The organism is Sphingobacterium sp. NPDC055431 (assembly GCF_053644255.1).
Window position 1 is genome coordinate 33,834 of the sequence record NZ_JBSHLH010000005.1, and the last position, 18,626, is coordinate 52,459.

Genomic DNA, 18,626 nt, shown 5'->3' on the forward strand with positions numbered 1-18,626 from the left:
CAAAGGTACTTTTATTAATTGAGCTAAACTTATTTTTGCTCATATTAAACGCTAAAACGTTTAGTCTATCCAAGGTAAAATCAAGTACAATTTGTATATTGCTACCTAATTAATTGTAAAACTATTCTATTAAAAATATGAAACGTAGAACTTTTCTTCAAAATTCTGCCTTATTGGGCGCCGGAATGCTCGCTAGCAAGTTCTCTTTTGCCGAGGGGATCAATGATTTCCCAGTAGTCCGTACGCCGGTAGACAAACGTCATTTCAGCAGTAAGTTGGTGGAAGGCATGATCAAGGAATTCCAGAAAAATGTAGCCGATAAAGAACTTGGTTGGATGTTCAACAACTGCCTTCCAAATACCTTGGATACCACGGTATATGATGAATCCAAAGGCGATAGAAAATTAACCTATGTCATTACGGGCGACATCGATGCCATGTGGCTTCGCGACAGTAGTGCACAGGTTTGGCCGTACATTCAGTTTGTCAACAAGGACAAAGACCTCAAAAACATGATCCTTGGATTGATCAACAAACAATCTGAATGTATCAATATTGATCCTTATGCCAATGCATTTTACAATGATCCGACCAAAAAAGGAGAATGGTTTACGGATCACACCGACATGAAACCGGGAATGCATGAGCGTAAATGGGAAATTGACTCCCTTTGTTATCCTATCCGCCTGGCTTACCGCTATTGGAAAGAAACAAATGATAATACGCCATTTGATGATACTTGGGTAAAAGCGCAAGAAGCTACCGTGAGGACCTTCAAAGAGCAACAACGTAAAAATGGTGTAGGACCTTATAAGTTTGAAAGAACAACATCTAGAGGTTCAGATACCCTACAGGTAGATGGATATGGATACCCTGTGAATCCAGTGGGATTGATCGTTTCCAGTTTCCGTCCTTCCGATGACTGTAGCATTTTCGGATTCTTGATCCCATCAAACCTTTTTGCCATTGTCAGCCTTCGTCAATCTGCAGAAATCCTTAGAAAAGTTAAAAACAATACGGCGCTCGCTACAGAAATGGAAGCACTTGCCAATGAGGTTGAAAAAGCTGTTAACCAATATGGTATAATTGACCATCCAACACATGGCCGAGTTTATGCATTTGAGGTGGATGGATTTGGAAGTTACCTGATGATGGACGATGCCAATGTACCTAGCCTATTAGCCCTTCCTTATCTAGGTGCGGTGGATGTCAATGACGAGGTTTACCAGAGAACAAGAAACTTTATCCTTTCGGATAAAAACCCATTCTTCTTTAAGGGAAAATTTGCAGAAGGCATCGGTGGTCCACATATCGGCCGCGATATGATTTGGCCGATGTCAATCATTATGCGCGCAAATACCTCTACCAATGATGAGGAAATCAGACAGTGTGTACAAACCTTAAAGAAAACACATGGCGGAACAGGCTTTATGCATGAATCTTTCCATAAGGATGATCCAAAAAAATTCACCCGTCACTGGTTCGCATGGACCAATACCTTATTCGGAGAATTGATGTGGAAACTTTATAAAGAAAAACCAGAGCTATTAAAAGCTTAACAACATAAAAGCCCTCAAACCAATGAAGTTTTGAGGGCTTTTTATTTCTATCTTGTTTATTAACTTCTAGGCTCGGCCATGACAAGATAATACGTTTCTGAAGAATTTATTGGATCCTGTGCTGGTTGGGCCAATAAAACGATGTTATTTTTTGCCGTCTGCCAGATTTTTATTGGATAATATTTTTCATCCAATGGATTTTTAAAAAGCTCCTTGTATTTTCCAAAGAGATTAGTTTTTTTAACATCTCCGGTGTAACTAAATTGACTTTCACCAAAATTCGTATTGATACATCTTGTTAATGCATTGAATGATATTTCTGAATATTCATTTCCCAATGTACCTCTGCCCAAACCAAATTCTAGCCTAGCAAATGGTTTATCTCCAGTAATGTTACTTTTTAGATTAAAATACTCTTTACTAAAAGTATTGTTTGAACTGTAAAACTCTATATCCTTGCCATCCTTCCAGTTTATTCCCAAGAAGTCTTTTGTGTTTTTGAAATGAAATTCTACCGAATCCCTTCTTACAACAGCGTTGTCCTTAAAGGCTGATAAATAAAGGGTATAAGTCCCTGGTATGGAGAATGCAAAGCCAACCTTTACAGTAACTGAAGATTTAGTTTTTGATTCAAAATACATCTTTGGAATTTCCCAATGAACAGAATCAAATACTCCCATATATGTAATACCAATATCAAAAGGATCAGCTTTTTCTCCTTCTAATCCCAAAAAAGCATCCACGTTTTCGAAAAGACTCAGATCCGACTTATTTGCATTAATAGTAATTTTCGGATATTCTACCGCTGGTTTTGGCTCAGGCTCTGGCTCTGGCTTCGGATCAGGTGTAATCTCACTCTTTGTACATGCAGCTAACAAAGCTACTACGGCAATTAAGGCCAATGTGATTTTTTTCATAACAAATAAATGGAATAGTTAAAAAGTACTTATACAGTCAAATACCGATATTATTAATAATGTATCTCACTAACAAAATGACCAAATTTATTTCGATTGGTTTAAATAAATCTGAAAATTTAATATTGAGTTAACATTAGCAGGAACCCTCTGTAGGATTAACGAAAAAACTAAAACTGAGATGTGCATTTAACCGTATCAAGATTAACCGGAGCTTTTAAAAGATTAACAAAATAAAAGCCATCAAAACTTCTTTGTTTTGATGGCTTTTTTTAATCCATTCAGCAGAACTATTAAATCCTGGGTTCTGCCATTACATGATAATACGTTTTTACAGGATTTAGGGGATCCTCAACTGGATAAGCCAATAAAACAATGTTATTCTTTGTCGTTTGCCAGATTTTCACTGGATAATAATTTTCTGCCAAGGGATTTTTAAAAAGCTCATTGTATTTTTCTATGAGATTAGATTTTTTAACATCCCCACTATAATTAAATTGACTTTCTCCAAAAGTCGTATTGATACAATTTGTTAATGCGTTGTAGGATAATTCTGAATATCTATTCAACGGGACTCTGATAAAAGATGGTGTTAGTCTAGCAAAAGGTTTATCCCCTGTGATATAACTTTTTAGTACTAAAAAATCAATAATAATATTATTGATTGAACTGTAAGTTTTGAATGAACTATTAAATTCTTCATCCTTGCCATCCTTCCAGTTTATTCCTAAGAAGTCTTTTGTGTTTTTCACATGAAATTCTACCGAATCTCTCCTTACTACAACATTGTTCATAAATGCTGATAAATAAAGGGTGTAGGTTCCTGGTGATGCAAACGCAAAACCTTCTTTAACTAGCAAAGAGGATGAAGATCTGGAATCGAAAAACATGTTTGGGATTTCCCAATGGATAGAATCGAATATTCCCGTCAAACCAAAACCAATACCATGGAGCTCTTCTTTCTCGCCTTCCAATCCCAGAAAAGCATCTACCTTTTCGAAAAGACTAAGGTCCGTCTTTTTTGCATTAATGGTAATTTTCGGGTATTCTACAGGTGGTTCTGGCTCTGGTTCAGGTTTAATCTCAATCTTTGAGCATGCAGCTAGCAATGCTATAAAAGCAATTAAGGTTAATATGATTTTTTTCATTACAAATGAATGGAATAGCTAAAGTGTACTAAAGGCGTCAAATATCTTAAAATTCCTCAAGTTTCTTACTACAAATTGACTAATTTTATTTCAGATGGTTTAAATAAATCTGAAAATTTAATATTGAGTTAAAATTAGTAGGGAAGTTCTGTAGGATTAACGAAAAAACTAAAACTGAGATGTGTTTTTTTTTCAGATTCACTGCACCCACACAAAACTTTATACGAAACAATTTTTGCAATCATTTGCATTTGAAAACAGAATCTGCAACCTTTGTATCAATTTTTAAGAAAGCACATTGTTCATGTCTGCAAAAAACAGTCCCGGTCCTATTGGCATATTTGATTCTGGTTATGGTGGTCTTACGGTTTTCAAAGAGATCCATAAGCATCTTCCAGATTACGATTACATTTATTTAGGAGATAATGCTCGTGTTCCCTATGGCACCCGATCGTTTGAGACTGTATATGAATATACCAAAGAATGTGTTTTCAAATTATTCGAACTGGGCTGCAATCTGGTTATCCTGGCTTGCAATACCGCATCCGCCAAGGCCCTAAGGACCATTCAACAGCATGACCTCCCCGAAGGCAAAAAGGTATTGGGCGTTATCCGTCCGACCTCCGAAGTCGTCGACCAATTTACAAAAAGCAATAAAGTTGGAATTTTGGCGACCCAAGGAACGGTAAACTCCAACTCCTATGTCCTTGAGATCAATAAATTCCATCCGCAGATCGAAGTATTCCAGCATGCCTGTCCTTTTTGGGTCCCTTTGGTGGAAAACAATGAGCTAGAAAGTGAGGGCGCAAATTTCTTTGTCCAACAAGATATCCAACAATTGCTTGCCACGTCACCGGAGATGGATACCATCTTATTAGCTTGTACCCACTATCCCTTATTATTGCCACTGATCGAGAAATATACACCAAAAGGCATCAATATTATTTCTCAAGGAAAATTGGTAGCAGAAAGCTTGGTTGATTACTTACAAAGACATCCTGAGGTAGAAGAGAAATGCTCAAAATCCAGATCTCTTCAATTCTTTACCACGGATGACCCCAATGATTTCAATCAGAAGGCGGAAATTTTCTTTGGCAAAAAGATCAGTTCAAAGTTTATCAAGGTATAAAATTCAGTTTGAGTTAAATTAAGTTAATAATCTAAAAACTAACGTTTTACTTTTTATTTTTAGGTATAAAACATACCTAGATGAGAATCCTTTTACTTTTTCTCTTGATCATTTCTGGAACACTTTCCCAAGCTCAGACCGTTTCTGGTATCCTTCGAGATTCGGAGACCGGAAGAATATTGGTCAAGGCCAAAGTAAAAAGCAGTATTGCAGAAACTTTTAGCGATCTGCAAGGAAAGTTCTCGATTAAGGTTATGCAGCAGGATAGCCTGTTTTTCTATCAGCAAGGTTATCAGGTACTGAAGATAAACCTTTATTTGGATCAACCCCAAAAAGATTTATCCATCATTACCTTAAAACCGAGTTATATTGCCATTGAAGAAGTAAAGGTTGAAGGAAAAACAGAGAAAAACGATTCCACTCAAATCAAAATCGACCTGGGCATCCCAAAAACGCCAAAATATCGACAGGTTGTACTAGGTAGAGCAGATATGTCAGGCAATCCAAGAGGATTCTTGGCAAATGGAAGTACGGCAAGGTTGTTTACCGTAGATTTGCTAGCAGTCAAGAGAATGCTATTTAAGAGCAAAGTCAAAATCCCTTTAGAAGAACAATTGGAAGCCGATGAGTATAGCATACAATATATCGACATGACATTCTCGAAGGAATTGATCGAAGAAATGACCGGTCTGAAAGGCGATCAGGCTACTATCTTCCAAAACACCTATAGACCAAGCTATGAAGAGTTTTCTAAAATGTCAGATTACGAACTCCGTGCCTATATCAAAAACCGCTTCGAAGAATATAAACCATCAAACTAAAAATGAAAAAGCTACCCAAGGGTAGCTTCTAATCTTTATGATGCTTTAGCCTGTAGAGCCAAACCATATAATTTCATCTGTTTGACCATGGAAAGCAATCCATTTGCCCGAGTCGGCGAAAGATGCTCCTTTAAACCTATCTGATCGATAAAATAAAGGTCGGCATCCGCAATTTCCTTTGGACTATGCCCAGATAGTACTTTTACCATGAGACTGACCAAACCTTTAGTGATGACCGCATCAGAATCAGCCGTAAAATATAATTTTCCATCATCTTTCAACTCAGGGACCAACCAAACTTTAGATTGGCATCCTTTGATGATATATTGATCTTGTCTATTCGATTCATCAATCAATGGTAATTCCTTCCCTAATTGGATGATGAGTTCATATTTCTCCATCCAATCTTGATAAAAGGAAAAATCCTCAATCAATTCATCCTGTATTGCCTTAATTGTCATAATCTTTTATACTAACATGGCAACGGCACGTTTCACTCCTGCCACCAATGCGTCGATTTCTTCTTTTGTGTTATAAACTGCTAAGCTTGCCCTTACTGTTCCCGGAATATGGAACTGCTCCATCACGGGTTGAGCACAGTGATGTCCCGTACGAACCGCAATTCCCAATTTATCCAACAGCACGCCGATGTCATAAGGGTGGGTACCATCAACAACAAAGGAAATCACGGAAGATTTCTCTTTTGCTGTACCGATAAAACGGATTCCTTCTACTTCACTCAATCTTTCCGTAGCGTAGGCCAACAATTCATCCTCATACTTCTTGATATTATCCAATCCCAAATGATTGATATAATCAATGGCAGCATTTAAGGCAATTCCGGCTTCAATATTAGGTGTACCGGCTTCAAACTTAAAGGGAAGTTCATTGTACGTGGTTTTCTCAAAGGTCACATCTTTGATCATATCACCGCCGCCTTGATATGGAGGCATCTTATTCAACCATTCTTCCTTACCGTACAATACTCCAACACCTGTCGGGCCGTACATCTTATGTCCTGAGAACACCAAGAAATCAACGTCCAGTTCCTGAACATCAATTTTTATATGTTGAACAGCCTGCGCAGCATCAATCAGCACTGGTGTATTTTGAGCATGCGCCAAATCAATGATTTCCTTGATTGGATTGATCGTGCCCAATGCATTCGAGACATAATTTACGGAAACAATCTTGGTTTTGGGGCTTAATAAAGATTTATAGGCATCCATATCCAATTCACCAGCTTCTGTCATCGGGATTACCTTCAAGGAAGCACCCTTTGCTTCGCAGATCATCTGCCAAGGAACTATATTAGAATGGTGCTCCATGGCCGAAATTAGGACCTCATCCCCTGCCGAAATAAACTCCTGTCCAAAACAGGTCGCCACTAAATTAATGCTGTCTGTTGTTCCTTTGGTAATAATGATTTCATAGTCATGCTTTGCATGAATGAACTCCTGAACCTTTCTACGGGTTACCTCAAAGGCATCCGTGGAAATCTGACTTAGGTAATGAACCCCACGATGAACATTGCTGTTCATATCGGTATAATAGTTTAGGATGGCATCAATCACCGCTTTAGGCTTCTGTGTTGTTGCACCATTATCTAAATAGACCAAAGGCTTCCCGTTTACCTCACGTTTCAAAATCGGGAAATCTTCTCTTATCGCTTTGATGTCTAATGTATTCAATTCTAACTCTTTTTAATTAACACACAAAGTTAAGATATAATAAAACATATCGGGCATCAATAAAGTTATTTATAAGTAATAATCCATATTGCGGTTTGAAATAATAAAATATTAAATTATTATTAAGAGCAGATTGACTACCTTTGTTATAATTATGCAAGAACTACCTTTAAACATACCAGAAGGCTCAAGAAAAGAGGTAATGACCTACTTGGAACCCTTCATGCTCAATGAAATGGCCGAGTACCTAAAACCTGTTGAGGATATGTGGCAACCAGCAGATTTTCTGCCTGATTCTGCAAGAGACACTTTTTTTGAGGAAGTCCGTGATTTACAGGAAAGCGCGAAGGAATTACCTTACGACTTAGTAGCAGTGCTGATTGGCGACACCGTGACCGAAGAAGCCCTACCTACTTATGAGTCTTGGTTGACCATGGTGGACGATGTAAACAAAAACGAACAAGGTGGCTGGATGAAATGGGTTCGTGCATGGACTGCGGAAGAAAACAGACACGGGGATTTGCTGAACAAATACCTTTACCTGTCGGGCAGGATTGACATGAAACAGTTTGAGATCTCCGTTCAATATCTGATCAAGGATGGTTTCGACATCGGTACAGGTGCCGATCCCTATAGAAACTTTATCTATACTTCATTTCAGGAATTAGCGACCAATGTTTCACATAGACGTGTTGCTGCCCTTTCTAAGAAAAGCGGTGATAAATTGCTGGCAAAAATGTGTGGTGTTATTGCTTCGGATGAAGCGAGACACGCAAAAGCATATATGTCCTTTATCTCTCATGCCATGGCAGTAGACCCTAGTGAGGTCATGATTGCATTTGAAGACATGATGAAGAAAAAGATCGTCATGCCGGCGCACTTCCTGAGAGAATCTGGAGAACCTCAAGGTGGAGCGTTCGCCCATTTCTCGGATGCTGCTCAACGATTAGGCGTGTATACGGCCGTTGACTATGTAGATATCCTAAAAGAATTGATCAATGATTGGAAAATCGACCAAGTTTCTGGATTGAATGAACAAGGTGAGAAAGCTCGCGACTATCTCATGCGCCTACCAGATCGCTTATTGCGCCTGGCCGACCGCATGAAAGTCCCAGAGAAACAATATAACTTCAAGTGGATCTATTAATCCCTTGATTCAAAACCCAAAAGAGACCGCAGATTGCGGTCTCTTTTGGGTTTTGAGATATTTATTTGAACCAGGATCAAAGGGATGGGAGGATGGACCAAGATCATGGTATGAATATGGCTTCCTAGCCTATTTTAGGCCTCAATTCCGTCGGGGCGTATCGCATTCGCCCGCTTCATATTTTGAATAAACAATAGGTTTTTATTTGCGTACATATCTGTACATTTGGTTTCCGCCACGATGTCATTCTGGCGAAGGAAGGATCTCGGAACTATACAAACAATGATTAAAACGGCGTACTTTCCTGCACCTTTGGTTATCCCTTTTTGTCATGTTGAGGAACGAAACATCTCGGATAATTACAGACCAAATCGAAAAATTGTTTGAGGATTACATTGGCGTACAGGTCCTGCACCTTCGTTGCAGCATTACTGGCAGTTTTGGGAGGAGAACCGTACAGATGCCTCACTGATCGTTCAGAAACAAAATGCGCTAATGAGGGATTCAGAGTGAAACGAAGAATCTATTGTTTTTATTTTTTTGAGATGGTTGTCATTCCGAAATCGTAAGATGAGGAAACCATTTCAAATAAAGAATGGATAGGTCCGAGACCCTTCGGGGAAAGCCCTCAGGGTGACATAGAAAGGGTATAGAAAAATATTCCACCCACGCTGGGTGTTGGCCATTTCAAACATCCAGGTTCTACAAAGATTCCACCCCTTCCAGGGGTTTACAAAACAAACATTTCACCTTCCAAAGGAAGCCCTTTAGCCCCCCGGCTCATTTCCAATGGCGGAAAAATGGAATGAATGCCGTTGCCCGGTGCGATGGGATTGCTAAAATAATTGAACCCTTCTAGGGTTCTTTGATTGCAAGAATTTTGCATTGTCATTGAGTTAAGAAACACCATCCTTCCAAAGGAAGCCCTTTAGCCCCCCGGCTCATTTCCAATGGCGGAAAAATGGAAAGAATGCCGTTGCCCGGTGCGATGGGATTGCTAAAATAATTGAACCCTTCTAGGGTTCTATTTATTGCAACAATTCTGCATTGGCAGAGGGTAAAGGAACATTTCACCTTCCAAAGGAAGCCCTTTAGCCCCCCGGCTCATTTCCAATGGCGGAAAAATGGAAAGAATGCCGTTGCCCGGTGCGATGGGATTGCTAAAATAATTGAACCCTTCTAGGGTTCTATTTATTGCAACAATTCTGCATTGGCAGAGGGTAAAGGAACATTTCACCTTCCAAAGGAAGCCCTTTAGCCCCCCGGCTCATTTCCAATGGCGGAAAAATGGAAAGAATGCCGTTGCCCGGTGCGATGGGATTGGCCTTGGAATGCTTCCTCAAGATCATCCCATCAAAAGGGAGGATATTGAGGAAGATATTCCCGACATCAAGGCATTCTTTTCATGTGAAGTGGATGGTGCGAAAAGCCATCTTAAATGAGCCGAAGCGTTTTGGTTACTTTTGCGCCTCAAAAGTAACGAAGAGAATTGGTATCCGTGAGCTCCTCCGTCGGTTTGGTTACTTTTCCGCGAAAAAGTAACGAATACCCCCCTTCTATCTTATTTATTACAGAGTTTATTTGAATTCCCTTTCTCAAATCCGTAATTTCAAGGCACATTACCTGGAATCACATAACATCAATACATGAAACCCAAATTTGACCGCATATTAAGTCAACTTGACAATGAAGTGTACAAATTCCGACACTTTAGCGATCAATTGTTTTCAACGAACTTCCATTTTCATAAAGAGATCCAAATTAACTATATACAAGAGGGTTCTGGGCAACGTGTGGTCGGGGACAATATCTCCAATTTTGAAAAGGATGAACTTACGCTTTTGGGGTCCAATCTACCACATGTATGGTACTCCAATCCATCCAGCCATCCAGATGATAAAAAGGCAATATCCATTACCTTGTTCATTGATGTAGACAAATGCCTATCGCTATTGGATCCTCTGCAAGAAACCCACTCCCTGCGGAATTTCTTTGATAAGATGGATCGGGGCGTAATGTTTCTGGGTAAAACAAAAAAAGAACTGACCAAGCTACTTTTTGCCATCAATGAAGCAGAAGATCTGCAGAGGACCATCTATTTCCTGCAGCTGTTGGAACGCTTGATCAAGGCGGAGGACTTCCGATATATATCGAGCTCATCCTATAGAAACCGTTATTCAACCCAAGAATTTAAGGGCAATCAGGTAGATCACATTATCCGTTTTGTACTAGAGAACTACAATAAGGAGATTAAACTGGATGAGGCAGCGGAGATGGCGAGCATGACCAAACAGGCCTTTTGCCGTTTTTTCAAAGCTAGGACCCAAAAAAGCTTTATACAATTCGTCAACGAAACCCGAATCAGCATTGCTTGTCAAGAGATTTTAAAAACCGACAGCCTGATCAGCAATATTGCCTATGATTGCGGTTTTTCAAGCCTATCCAACTTTAACAAGATATTCAAATCGATCAAGGGTGTAACGCCCCGACAGTATAAGGATCGGTTAATGGGAAGGCTGGAAGCTTAATTTCCCGTAATCAGAAATTCACAAGTGCCTTTATAACCATTGAATTCGGATCCAAAAGGTCTTGAAATTTATGCCCAAGTTCTTCAAAACCAATTTTATGTGTAATAAAATGTGCTAGATTGATCTTTCTATTTTTCAAAAATAAAATGACCTCTTCAAAATCACTTCGATCAGCATTTCTACTGCTCATTAAGGTGGCTTCACGTTTATGAAATTCAGGATGACTGAATTGAATAGCCCCTGCTTGCAATCCTATCAAAACATACCTACCCGTATGGGCAAGGTACTGAAAACTGGAATTAATGGCCTCCAAATTACCACTAGCATCGAATACTACATGTGCCATAGTTCCCTTACTGAACTCTTGCAACTTCTCCACTGCAGAACCCGACCTCACATTAAAGGTTTCTAGTTCTTCTACCATTTTTTTAGCTGCAGCCAATCTATCCTCATGTACATCCAACAAAAGGACCTTAGCCCCTCTCTCTGTAGCAAAAATTGCTGTAGCAATCCCTATGGGACCTGCACCAACAATGAGCACGAATTCTCTAGGCTCCAATTTTGCCCTTTTGACAGCATGCAATGCAATAGAAAAGGGTTCTACCAGTGCTAATTCTTCAGTTCTTAAGCCTTCTCCAGCAATCAAGAAACTATCAGGAACTTGGATCAACTCTTTCATTCCACCATCAATATGTACGCCGAACACCTGCAAAGAAACACAGCAATTCCCTTTCCCCTTTTGGCAAGCCACACATTCCCCACAATTAAAATAGGGCAATACCGTCACTGATTGTCCCTTTTGGAAATTAGGGTCCATTGTTTCTACGATTTCGGCTGCAATTTCATGACCTAGCACCCTAGGATAGGTAAAATAAGGCTGCGTTCCTTCAAAGGCATGCAAGTCAGTCCCACAGATGCCGATTGCCTTGACCTTTAACAGGGAATGTCCAGGTTTGATCCGATTACAGACCTCTTCTTTATATTCCAATTCTCCAGGTTTTTTACATGCTAAGATTTGCATAGATTTAGGATTTAGATTTCATAAAATTAATTATGTTTGAGAAAGGATTTTTGATCGATATTATCTTTAAATAAATAGATATTAACAAAGAAAAGCCATTCCAAAAAAACCAAAAATTTGAGTTCAATAAAATATTCATTAAACTCTGGCTCAACCATTTCATTTAAAATTTGATGTAAGTATACCAGCAAGTTCCGACCTCATTCGAGACACATTCCGAATTTTCCGAATATGTCTCGAATGAGGTCAAACTGAGGTCCGAAGGTTATTGATCTGGAGGAGTCAATGAAAATCGAATTTTGGAATTTCATCAATCATAATAATCATGTAATATTTCAGTCCAAATTCTTTGAAATGTTAAATATTGAGTAAATTTACTTGTTGTACTAATAGTTGTTATGCTAAAAGAAAAATTCAATCAATATTCCTTTATCCTAGACCGTACGGCTAGAAGGGTAAAGCAGTTTGCCCAGTCATCCTTTTCGGCACATGGGATTGACCTCACTGTAGACCAATGGTCGGTAATAAAGACGCTATATGAGCAGGAGGACTTGACCCATAAAGATCTGTCAGAGAAATGTGGGAAAGACCAGCCAACGATGACCAGGATCGTCGATCTATTGTTGAAGAAAGGTTATGTACATCGCATTGTGCATCCTAATGATCGTAGGAGCCTGCATATTCAATTGACTGAGGCTGGACAGGCGCAAGCGAAAAGCTTAACTCCTCTGGTAAAAGATTTTAGGATGAAGGCATGGGAGAATTTGACAGAAGAAGATTTCGAAAATTTCACGAGAATATTAAACACAATTTATAATAATCTAGAAACAAAATAAAAAGATATGATTACGACAGATATTTGCATAATTGGAGCTGGACCAGTAGGTCTATTCGCTGTATTTGAAGCCGGTCTTTTAAAAATGCGCTGTCATTTGATCGATGTATTGCCACAGGTTGGCGGCCAGCTATCGGAAATCTATCCACACAAACCAATCTATGATATCCCGGGCTATCCCAGTATTACCGCACAGGAATTGATCAACAATCAGATGAAGCAGAATGAGCCATTCCAACCCACATTTACCTTGGGTGAGCGGGTTGATGGCTTGCAGAAGCAAGAGGACGGATCTTATATGGTAGTCGGTTCGGAAGGTACACAGATCCATTGCCAAGTTGTGGTTATTGCAGGTGGGCTAGGTTGTTTTGAACCTCGAAAACCAGAACTGCAAAACCTGAGCAATTTTGAGGGCAAGAATGTGCACTATATGGTCAAAAATCCAGAAAAATTCAGGGACCAACGCATCGTTATCGCTGGAGGTGGTGATTCTGCATTGGACTGGACCATCTTTCTGAGCGATGTCGCAAAAGAGGTGACATTGGTGCACCGCAGTGACAATTTCAGAGGAGCACCGGATTCAGCAGAGAAGGTCTTCAATTTGGCACAAACCGGTAAGATCAATCTTTTGCTATCCCATAACTTACAGAGCCTCAATGGCAATGGCCATTTAGAATCTATACTTATGACAAACAAAAGCAAGGAAGAGATTGTTGTTCAAACAGATCATTTCATCCCACTTTATGGATTGAGCCCTAAGTTAGGGCCGATTGCAGATTGGGGATTAAACATTGATAAAAATGCCATTGAGGTGGATACATTTGATTATTCGACCAATGTGGAGCGGATTTATGCCGTCGGTGATATCAACACCTATCCGGGAAAATTAAAGCTGATCTTATGTGGTTACCATGAAGCAGCATTAATGGTTCAGAGTGCCTTTAAGTATGTCTATCCGGAGCAAAAACTAAGTTTTAAATACACGACAGTAAACGGTATCAATGCGTTCTAATTATGGAGAATATCATCACTATTAATGTAGAGGATCGAGATGGCACCAGGCAGGAAGTCATGGTCCCTACAGATGTAAACCTGAGCTTGATGGAAATCCTGAAAGCATCAGAATACGATATCTTGGCAACCTGTGGCGGTATGGCACTCTGTGCTACCTGTCATGTAGAAGTTCTTGAGGGGGCAGAAAATCTGCCAGAAGCGGAAGATCAAGAGCTAGATATGCTAGACACCTTGCCTGATTCGGATGACAAGAGCAGGTTAGCTTGTCAGCTGAGGTTGACCGATTCGAATAATGGTTTGACCATAAAGATTAAGGGAAGTTTACAATAAGCTCCAATATAGTGTACTTACTACACTTAGTTCGCTATATTTAACTTATTGAAAACAAAGAGAATAGCACGAGTTTAAACATCAATTTCATGTTTTATCTAAATAAAATGCAAATTATTGATAAAATATGCAGGAAAATGTCAGATATTTGTGCCTTATTTTAAAATTCTTATAACAAGGAAGTATTATGTTACTAAATCGTTCTGAAAGAAACTTTCCCCGAGTTATCATAATTGGAGCTGGATTCGGAGGTGTGGAATTAGCTCGACAGCTGAAAAACAAAGAGGTGGAAGTTCTGTTGATAGACCGTAACAACTACCACACCTTTCAACCCCTGATGTACCAAGTAGCGACCGGTACCTTAGCGTCTGATTCTATTTCATTTCCATTGCGTAAGATGTTCAAGAACCAAAAGAACTTTCGTTTCAGATTGGCGGAGGTATTGAGCATTGACAGCAAAAATAAAATGGTCCACACATCGGTTGCCGACTATGATTATGATTACCTTGTGATCGCAACGGGAGCTACTTCCAACTTCTTTGGCAACAAACAGGTGGAGAAATATGCATTACCGATGAAGAACATCATCGAAGCATTAAATATCCGAAGCTATCTCCTACAGAACCTTGAAGAAGCGGTTTTGAGAAAGAACGCCTCTGATAGAGAGAGATATCTAAATTTCGTTGTTGTGGGTGGTGGTCCGACGGGAGTTGAACTTTCTGGTGCCATTGCCGAATATCAACAGCATATGTTGAAAAAGGATTATCCAGAACTATCGACCTATGAGATGAAAGTCTTCTTGGTAGAAGGAACTGGAAAGATCTTGGGTGCTCTATCCGAAAAATCATCCCGCGATGCAGAGAGATACCTGCATGAGTTAGGTGTAAAAACCATATTGAACACGGTCGTAACGGATTATGACGGTAACACCGTTACCCTTTCTTCAGGAGAACAGATCCCTACGAAAACGGTTATCTGGGGAGCTGGCGTGATGGGACAAATGCCGGAAGGTATCAACCCAGAAATTATCCAACGTGGTAACCGAATCAAAACCAACGAACAATGTATCGTGGATGGCGAAGAGGTGGTATATGCCATTGGAGACGTTTCTGCCATGATCTCTGAAGAAAACCCTAGAGGTTTACCTGGTGTTGCTCCAGTTGCTCAACAGCAAGGAAAATATGTTGCAAAGCATATCCTAAACAAACTGAACAACCAAGAAACAGAAAACTTCAAGTACTTTGATAAAGGTTCCATGGCCACTGTTGGTAGAAACAGAGCGGTGGTGGACATGGGAAACCTGCACTTAAAAGGCTTTATCGCATGGATGACCTGGATGTTTGTGCACTTGGTATCGATCTTTGGATTCAGGAACCGTTTGGTTACATTCGTCAACTGGTCTATTAAGTTCCTGACCAAAAACTCAGGCATCCGTCTGATTATCCATAAGTATATCAGACCTCAATCTGAACCAACCGTAAAGGGTGAAGAGGTAGCTCAGCAATAAAACAAACTATAATATTTTAGAGAAAGGTTGACCAAAAGTCAACCTTTTTTTGTGAAAGAGTATCGTTTGAACCAGGATGGAAAAGATAAGAGGATGGGCCAAGACCTGGGAAGAACCAGGATGGAAAGGGATAAGAGGATAGGCCATGATTTTGATCAATTTGTCGCTGGAAAGTCTCCGTTGCTGTAGGTCGTATAGCATACACCCGCCACATACAAACCTTAATAATTTGTGCCAAACTGATGGTTTCCTCGAATTCTCTTCGTTTCTTTTGAAGCCCAAATTAACCAAACCGACAAAGGAGCTCACGGACACCAGCTCTCTTCGTTACTTTTGAAGCGCAAAAGTAACCAAAACGCTTCGGCTCATTTAAGGTGACTTTTCGCACTGTCCTTCGCACATGGATAGAATGCCTTGATGTCGGGAATATCTTCCTTCAAAATTCTCCTTTTTGATGGAGAATTTTTTGAAAGCATTCCAAGGCCATTCCCATCGCGCGAGGCATCGGCATTCTTTCCATCTTTCCGCCACTGGAAATGAGCCGGGGGGCTAAAGGGCTTCCTTCGGAAGGATGGATGAATACTTTAAGAATTTTAAAACTCCTGGAAAGGGTGAAATGTTTGTAGAAATTGGATGTTTGAAATGGCCAACCCACAGCGTGGGTGAAATGTTTTTCTGTAATTTCCCTTTATTGGCATAATAACAATAAAAAAATAGTTCCCTCATCTTACGATTCGGTATGACATCATTCCCATAAAAAAACAACAATAGATTCTTCGCTTCACTCTGAATCCATCTTTAACGTAATTGCGATTCTGAACGATCAGTGAGGAATCTGTACGGTTCTCTACTTATAAATGCGTGTCATTCTTTACCGAAGGTAAAGGACCTGTTCGCCAATGTAATCCGTGATGTTTCAATCATTGTTTGTATAGTTTCAAGATCCTTCCTGGGTCAGAATGATGCTGTAGCGGTAACCGAAGGTGCATGAAAGTACAGCAATACAACTATTATTTATTCAAAAACAGGATGCGGGCTTATGCAATAAGCCCCTACGCAATTGCGGACAAATATAGTCCAAGAAGCCGCTCTTAAGCCCAAATCTTGGTCCATCCGGTGGGTGAGCCTGTCGTACCCCCATCCCGTACCCTGAGCGTCATCGAAGGGAATCCTGGTTCACCTTCAAAAATCCATCTTAATTACTTGGATATTTTATGATTCGAAAGCCAGCGATCCTTGAAGAGATTGATTGGTAAAAAAAACTCCTGAATGTACTGTTCACACGTATGACTTCATCTAGGAATGAACCTCCTCTAATACTAGCGTTTGTTACAGCAATTTGACCTGGATCTACAACAGTGTTTATACCATAGACCCTTGTTTCGTCTAAGCAAAACTCAAATACATTTCCATAAATATCGTACAGCCCCCAGGGATTTGGTTTCAACATGCCTACCTCTATTAATTTATTACCAGAATTTGCACTATACCATGCATATTCCGCAAGTTCACTTTCATGACCAGTTAAGGTTTCATCATCTTCCAGAAAGAAATAATCAGCTTTGCTGCCTGCCCTCGCAGCATATTCCCATTGCGCTTCGGTTGGGAGATCTCCACCTGCCCACTGGGCATATGCCCTAGCTCCAACCCAAGTCACACAATTGACGGGTATGTTTTCTTTCCCTGGAAAAACCTTCCATTCACCATTGTCCTCAATAAAAAAATCATCATTATCAATCCATTTAACGCCTGGATTATTGGGATCCCAGGCGTTCATACTGTTTATGCCGGCATTTACAGCCTTGAGGAATTCAAGATATTGCGCAACAGTAATCTCATATTTGCTCATCAGGAAATCTCTGGTCAGGGTTACCTGATGGGCAGGGTAAGTGCTTGTTGCAGTTCCAGGTTCGGTAGCTCCCGAACCCATGGTAAATGTTCCGGCAGGGATATGGACGAATTCCAAACCTTTTGACCGAGCTATGATTTCACCCGCATCAACCTGCCAATCCATCGCTGAGACCCTTTTGACCTCGACCGAACCTAGGTTGATCGTGACCTGGTATTCGTATTGCTTACCGGAAACAAAAGATTCGGATAAAGGCAAGTTATATTCCAAAACCTTATCCCCGACCTTGAACTGAAAATGCTCTTGGCCATGATTCGTCGGGTAATTCATGATAGCTTCCCGCTGTGTCCCAAGTCCAATGTCGGAGGAGTTAAGAAAACCCGTTGTACGATAGAAAACATTGTATTTCAAAGCACCGGCGAATCCCACAAGGCTTATTTCGACCTTTCCTAAATCCTCAGCGCTCAACCCTAGGCCGGGCACTAGGGTGAATTTCAGCTTACTGTTCCTATGCTTTAAACTTATTGGACCTATAGGATTGTACATGTCGAAATTGATTCTTTCGAATTCGACAAAGTCCAGTTTGGCCTGATCAAGCTGATTTGTAAAGTCCATCATAAGTTCGCCATTAGAAACCTGCTGATAGGGACTGTACAGGAAGACATCTATAGCGCTACCATCTTGGGGGTAGGTTATCGGATGACCTCCATCAGCTGGAAGCAGCTCTCCTGATTCATATATATACTTCCGGTTGTTCACCAGTGCACTATTCAGGTCCCTTGATCCGGTCGGGAGGACATAGACGCCAAATTCCTGTCCCTCGACAGGGGTAGCAGCGTTCATCGCCGTGATACTGCTCGGTTTTGCCAGGACCAGTTTAAGTTCCTTGTCCTCGGATGGAATCGCTATTCCATCGTCGCGCCTACAGGAAAACAACAGCAGGAGCATGCAAAGTAATGGATAGATTATTTTGGTTCTTTTAAACATAATATTGGTTTGGCTATCAAAGGATTGATAATTCAAGTTAATCGAAAAGAATCGATAGGCTAATATATTAATTATTAATAAACAATAAAATGTTTATTGAGAAATTTAGTTATTGAATGGGAAATATTTATTGTTTTTAGGAT

At 40.1% G+C, this 18,626-nt stretch carries 17 protein-coding genes; 11 read left to right on the plus strand and 6 right to left on the minus strand.

What is annotated here, in order from left to right; translation table 11 throughout:
* The first annotated feature begins 137 nt into the window (after positions 1-137).
* Positions 138-1,559, plus strand: a complete 1,422-nt coding sequence (locus ACWIB3_RS06825; protein WP_454291237.1) for a glycoside hydrolase family 125 protein — start codon at positions 138-140, stop codon at positions 1,557-1,559.
* Positions 1,560-1,618: 59 nt separating this feature from the next.
* Here the strand turns inward: ACWIB3_RS06825 and ACWIB3_RS06830 are convergent, their stop codons facing one another.
* Both ACWIB3_RS06830 and ACWIB3_RS06835 read right to left on the minus strand, forming a co-directional pair.
* Positions 1,619-2,476, minus strand: a complete 858-nt coding sequence (locus ACWIB3_RS06830; RefSeq protein WP_454291238.1) for a hypothetical protein — start codon at positions 2,474-2,476, stop codon at positions 1,619-1,621.
* Between the two features lie 293 nt (positions 2,477-2,769).
* Complete coding sequence (locus ACWIB3_RS06835) at positions 2,770-3,624, minus strand: hypothetical protein (RefSeq protein ID WP_185217577.1); 855 nt, start codon at positions 3,622-3,624, stop codon at positions 2,770-2,772.
* Between the two features lie 304 nt (positions 3,625-3,928).
* On the opposite strand from ACWIB3_RS06835, the gene murI reads away from it, so the two are divergent.
* Both murI and ACWIB3_RS06845 read left to right on the plus strand, forming a co-directional pair.
* Entirely contained in the window at positions 3,929-4,753 is an 825-nt protein-coding gene (murI, locus tag ACWIB3_RS06840; RefSeq protein WP_454291239.1) for a glutamate racemase, read from the plus strand.
* An 80-nt stretch (positions 4,754-4,833) separates the two neighbouring features.
* A complete protein-coding gene (locus ACWIB3_RS06845) occupies positions 4,834-5,574 on the plus strand; it encodes a hypothetical protein (RefSeq protein WP_454291240.1) in 741 nt (246 codons plus the stop codon).
* 35 nt (positions 5,575-5,609) lie between these two features.
* Here the strand turns inward: ACWIB3_RS06845 and ACWIB3_RS06850 are convergent, their stop codons facing one another.
* Both ACWIB3_RS06850 and ACWIB3_RS06855 read right to left on the minus strand, forming a co-directional pair.
* Positions 5,610-6,035 (minus strand): SufE family protein, encoded by a 426-nt coding sequence (locus ACWIB3_RS06850; RefSeq protein ID WP_454291241.1) that lies wholly within the window; start codon positions 6,033-6,035, stop codon positions 5,610-5,612.
* 6 nt (positions 6,036-6,041) lie between these two features.
* Positions 6,042-7,265, minus strand: coding sequence for an aminotransferase class V-fold PLP-dependent enzyme (locus ACWIB3_RS06855; protein ID WP_185214158.1), 1,224 nt, complete (start codon positions 7,263-7,265; stop codon positions 6,042-6,044).
* A gap of 154 nt (positions 7,266-7,419) precedes the next feature.
* Between ACWIB3_RS06855 and ACWIB3_RS06860 the strand changes: the two genes are divergently transcribed.
* From ACWIB3_RS06860 to ACWIB3_RS06870, 3 genes are all read left to right on the plus strand, one after another.
* Positions 7,420-8,412 (plus strand): acyl-ACP desaturase, encoded by a 993-nt coding sequence (locus tag ACWIB3_RS06860; RefSeq protein ID WP_185214157.1) that lies wholly within the window; start codon positions 7,420-7,422, stop codon positions 8,410-8,412.
* 1,169 nt (positions 8,413-9,581) lie between these two features.
* Complete coding sequence (locus ACWIB3_RS06865) at positions 9,582-9,854, plus strand: hypothetical protein (RefSeq protein ID WP_454291242.1); 273 nt, start codon at positions 9,582-9,584, stop codon at positions 9,852-9,854.
* A gap of 204 nt (positions 9,855-10,058) precedes the next feature.
* Positions 10,059-10,940: an AraC family transcriptional regulator gene (locus tag ACWIB3_RS06870; protein ID WP_254528037.1), complete on the plus strand. Its 882-nt coding sequence runs from the start codon at positions 10,059-10,061 to the stop codon at positions 10,938-10,940.
* A 10-nt stretch (positions 10,941-10,950) separates the two neighbouring features.
* On the opposite strand, the gene ACWIB3_RS06875 is transcribed toward ACWIB3_RS06870, so the two are convergent.
* Positions 10,951-11,961: a zinc-binding alcohol dehydrogenase family protein gene (locus tag ACWIB3_RS06875; RefSeq protein ID WP_454291243.1), complete on the minus strand. Its 1,011-nt coding sequence runs from the start codon at positions 11,959-11,961 to the stop codon at positions 10,951-10,953.
* Positions 11,962-12,359: 398 nt separating this feature from the next.
* Here ACWIB3_RS06875 and ACWIB3_RS06880 point away from each other — a divergent pair, with 398 nt between their 5' ends.
* The 5 genes from ACWIB3_RS06880 (at position 12,360) to ACWIB3_RS06900 (ending at position 15,836) form a co-directional block, all read left to right on the plus strand.
* On the plus strand, positions 12,360-12,797 hold the full coding sequence (locus tag ACWIB3_RS06880; protein WP_254528041.1) for a MarR family winged helix-turn-helix transcriptional regulator: 438 nt from the start codon (positions 12,360-12,362) through the stop codon (positions 12,795-12,797).
* Positions 12,798-12,803: 6 nt separating this feature from the next.
* Positions 12,804-13,808, plus strand: a complete 1,005-nt coding sequence (locus ACWIB3_RS06885; RefSeq protein WP_454291244.1) for an NAD(P)/FAD-dependent oxidoreductase — start codon at positions 12,804-12,806, stop codon at positions 13,806-13,808.
* A 2-nt stretch (positions 13,809-13,810) separates the two neighbouring features.
* Positions 13,811-14,140, plus strand: coding sequence for a 2Fe-2S iron-sulfur cluster-binding protein (locus ACWIB3_RS06890; RefSeq protein ID WP_185214151.1), 330 nt, complete (start codon positions 13,811-13,813; stop codon positions 14,138-14,140).
* A gap of 187 nt (positions 14,141-14,327) precedes the next feature.
* On the plus strand, positions 14,328-15,647 hold the full coding sequence (locus ACWIB3_RS06895; protein WP_185214150.1) for an NAD(P)/FAD-dependent oxidoreductase: 1,320 nt from the start codon (positions 14,328-14,330) through the stop codon (positions 15,645-15,647).
* Between the two features lie 51 nt (positions 15,648-15,698).
* Positions 15,699-15,836: a hypothetical protein gene (locus tag ACWIB3_RS06900; protein ID WP_313261208.1), complete on the plus strand. Its 138-nt coding sequence runs from the start codon at positions 15,699-15,701 to the stop codon at positions 15,834-15,836.
* 1,006 nt (positions 15,837-16,842) lie between these two features.
* Here the strand turns inward: ACWIB3_RS06900 and ACWIB3_RS06905 are convergent.
* Positions 16,843-18,483, minus strand: coding sequence for an SUMF1/EgtB/PvdO family nonheme iron enzyme (locus tag ACWIB3_RS06905; RefSeq protein ID WP_454291245.1), 1,641 nt, complete (start codon positions 18,481-18,483; stop codon positions 16,843-16,845).
* Positions 18,484-18,626: the final 143 nt, after the last annotated feature.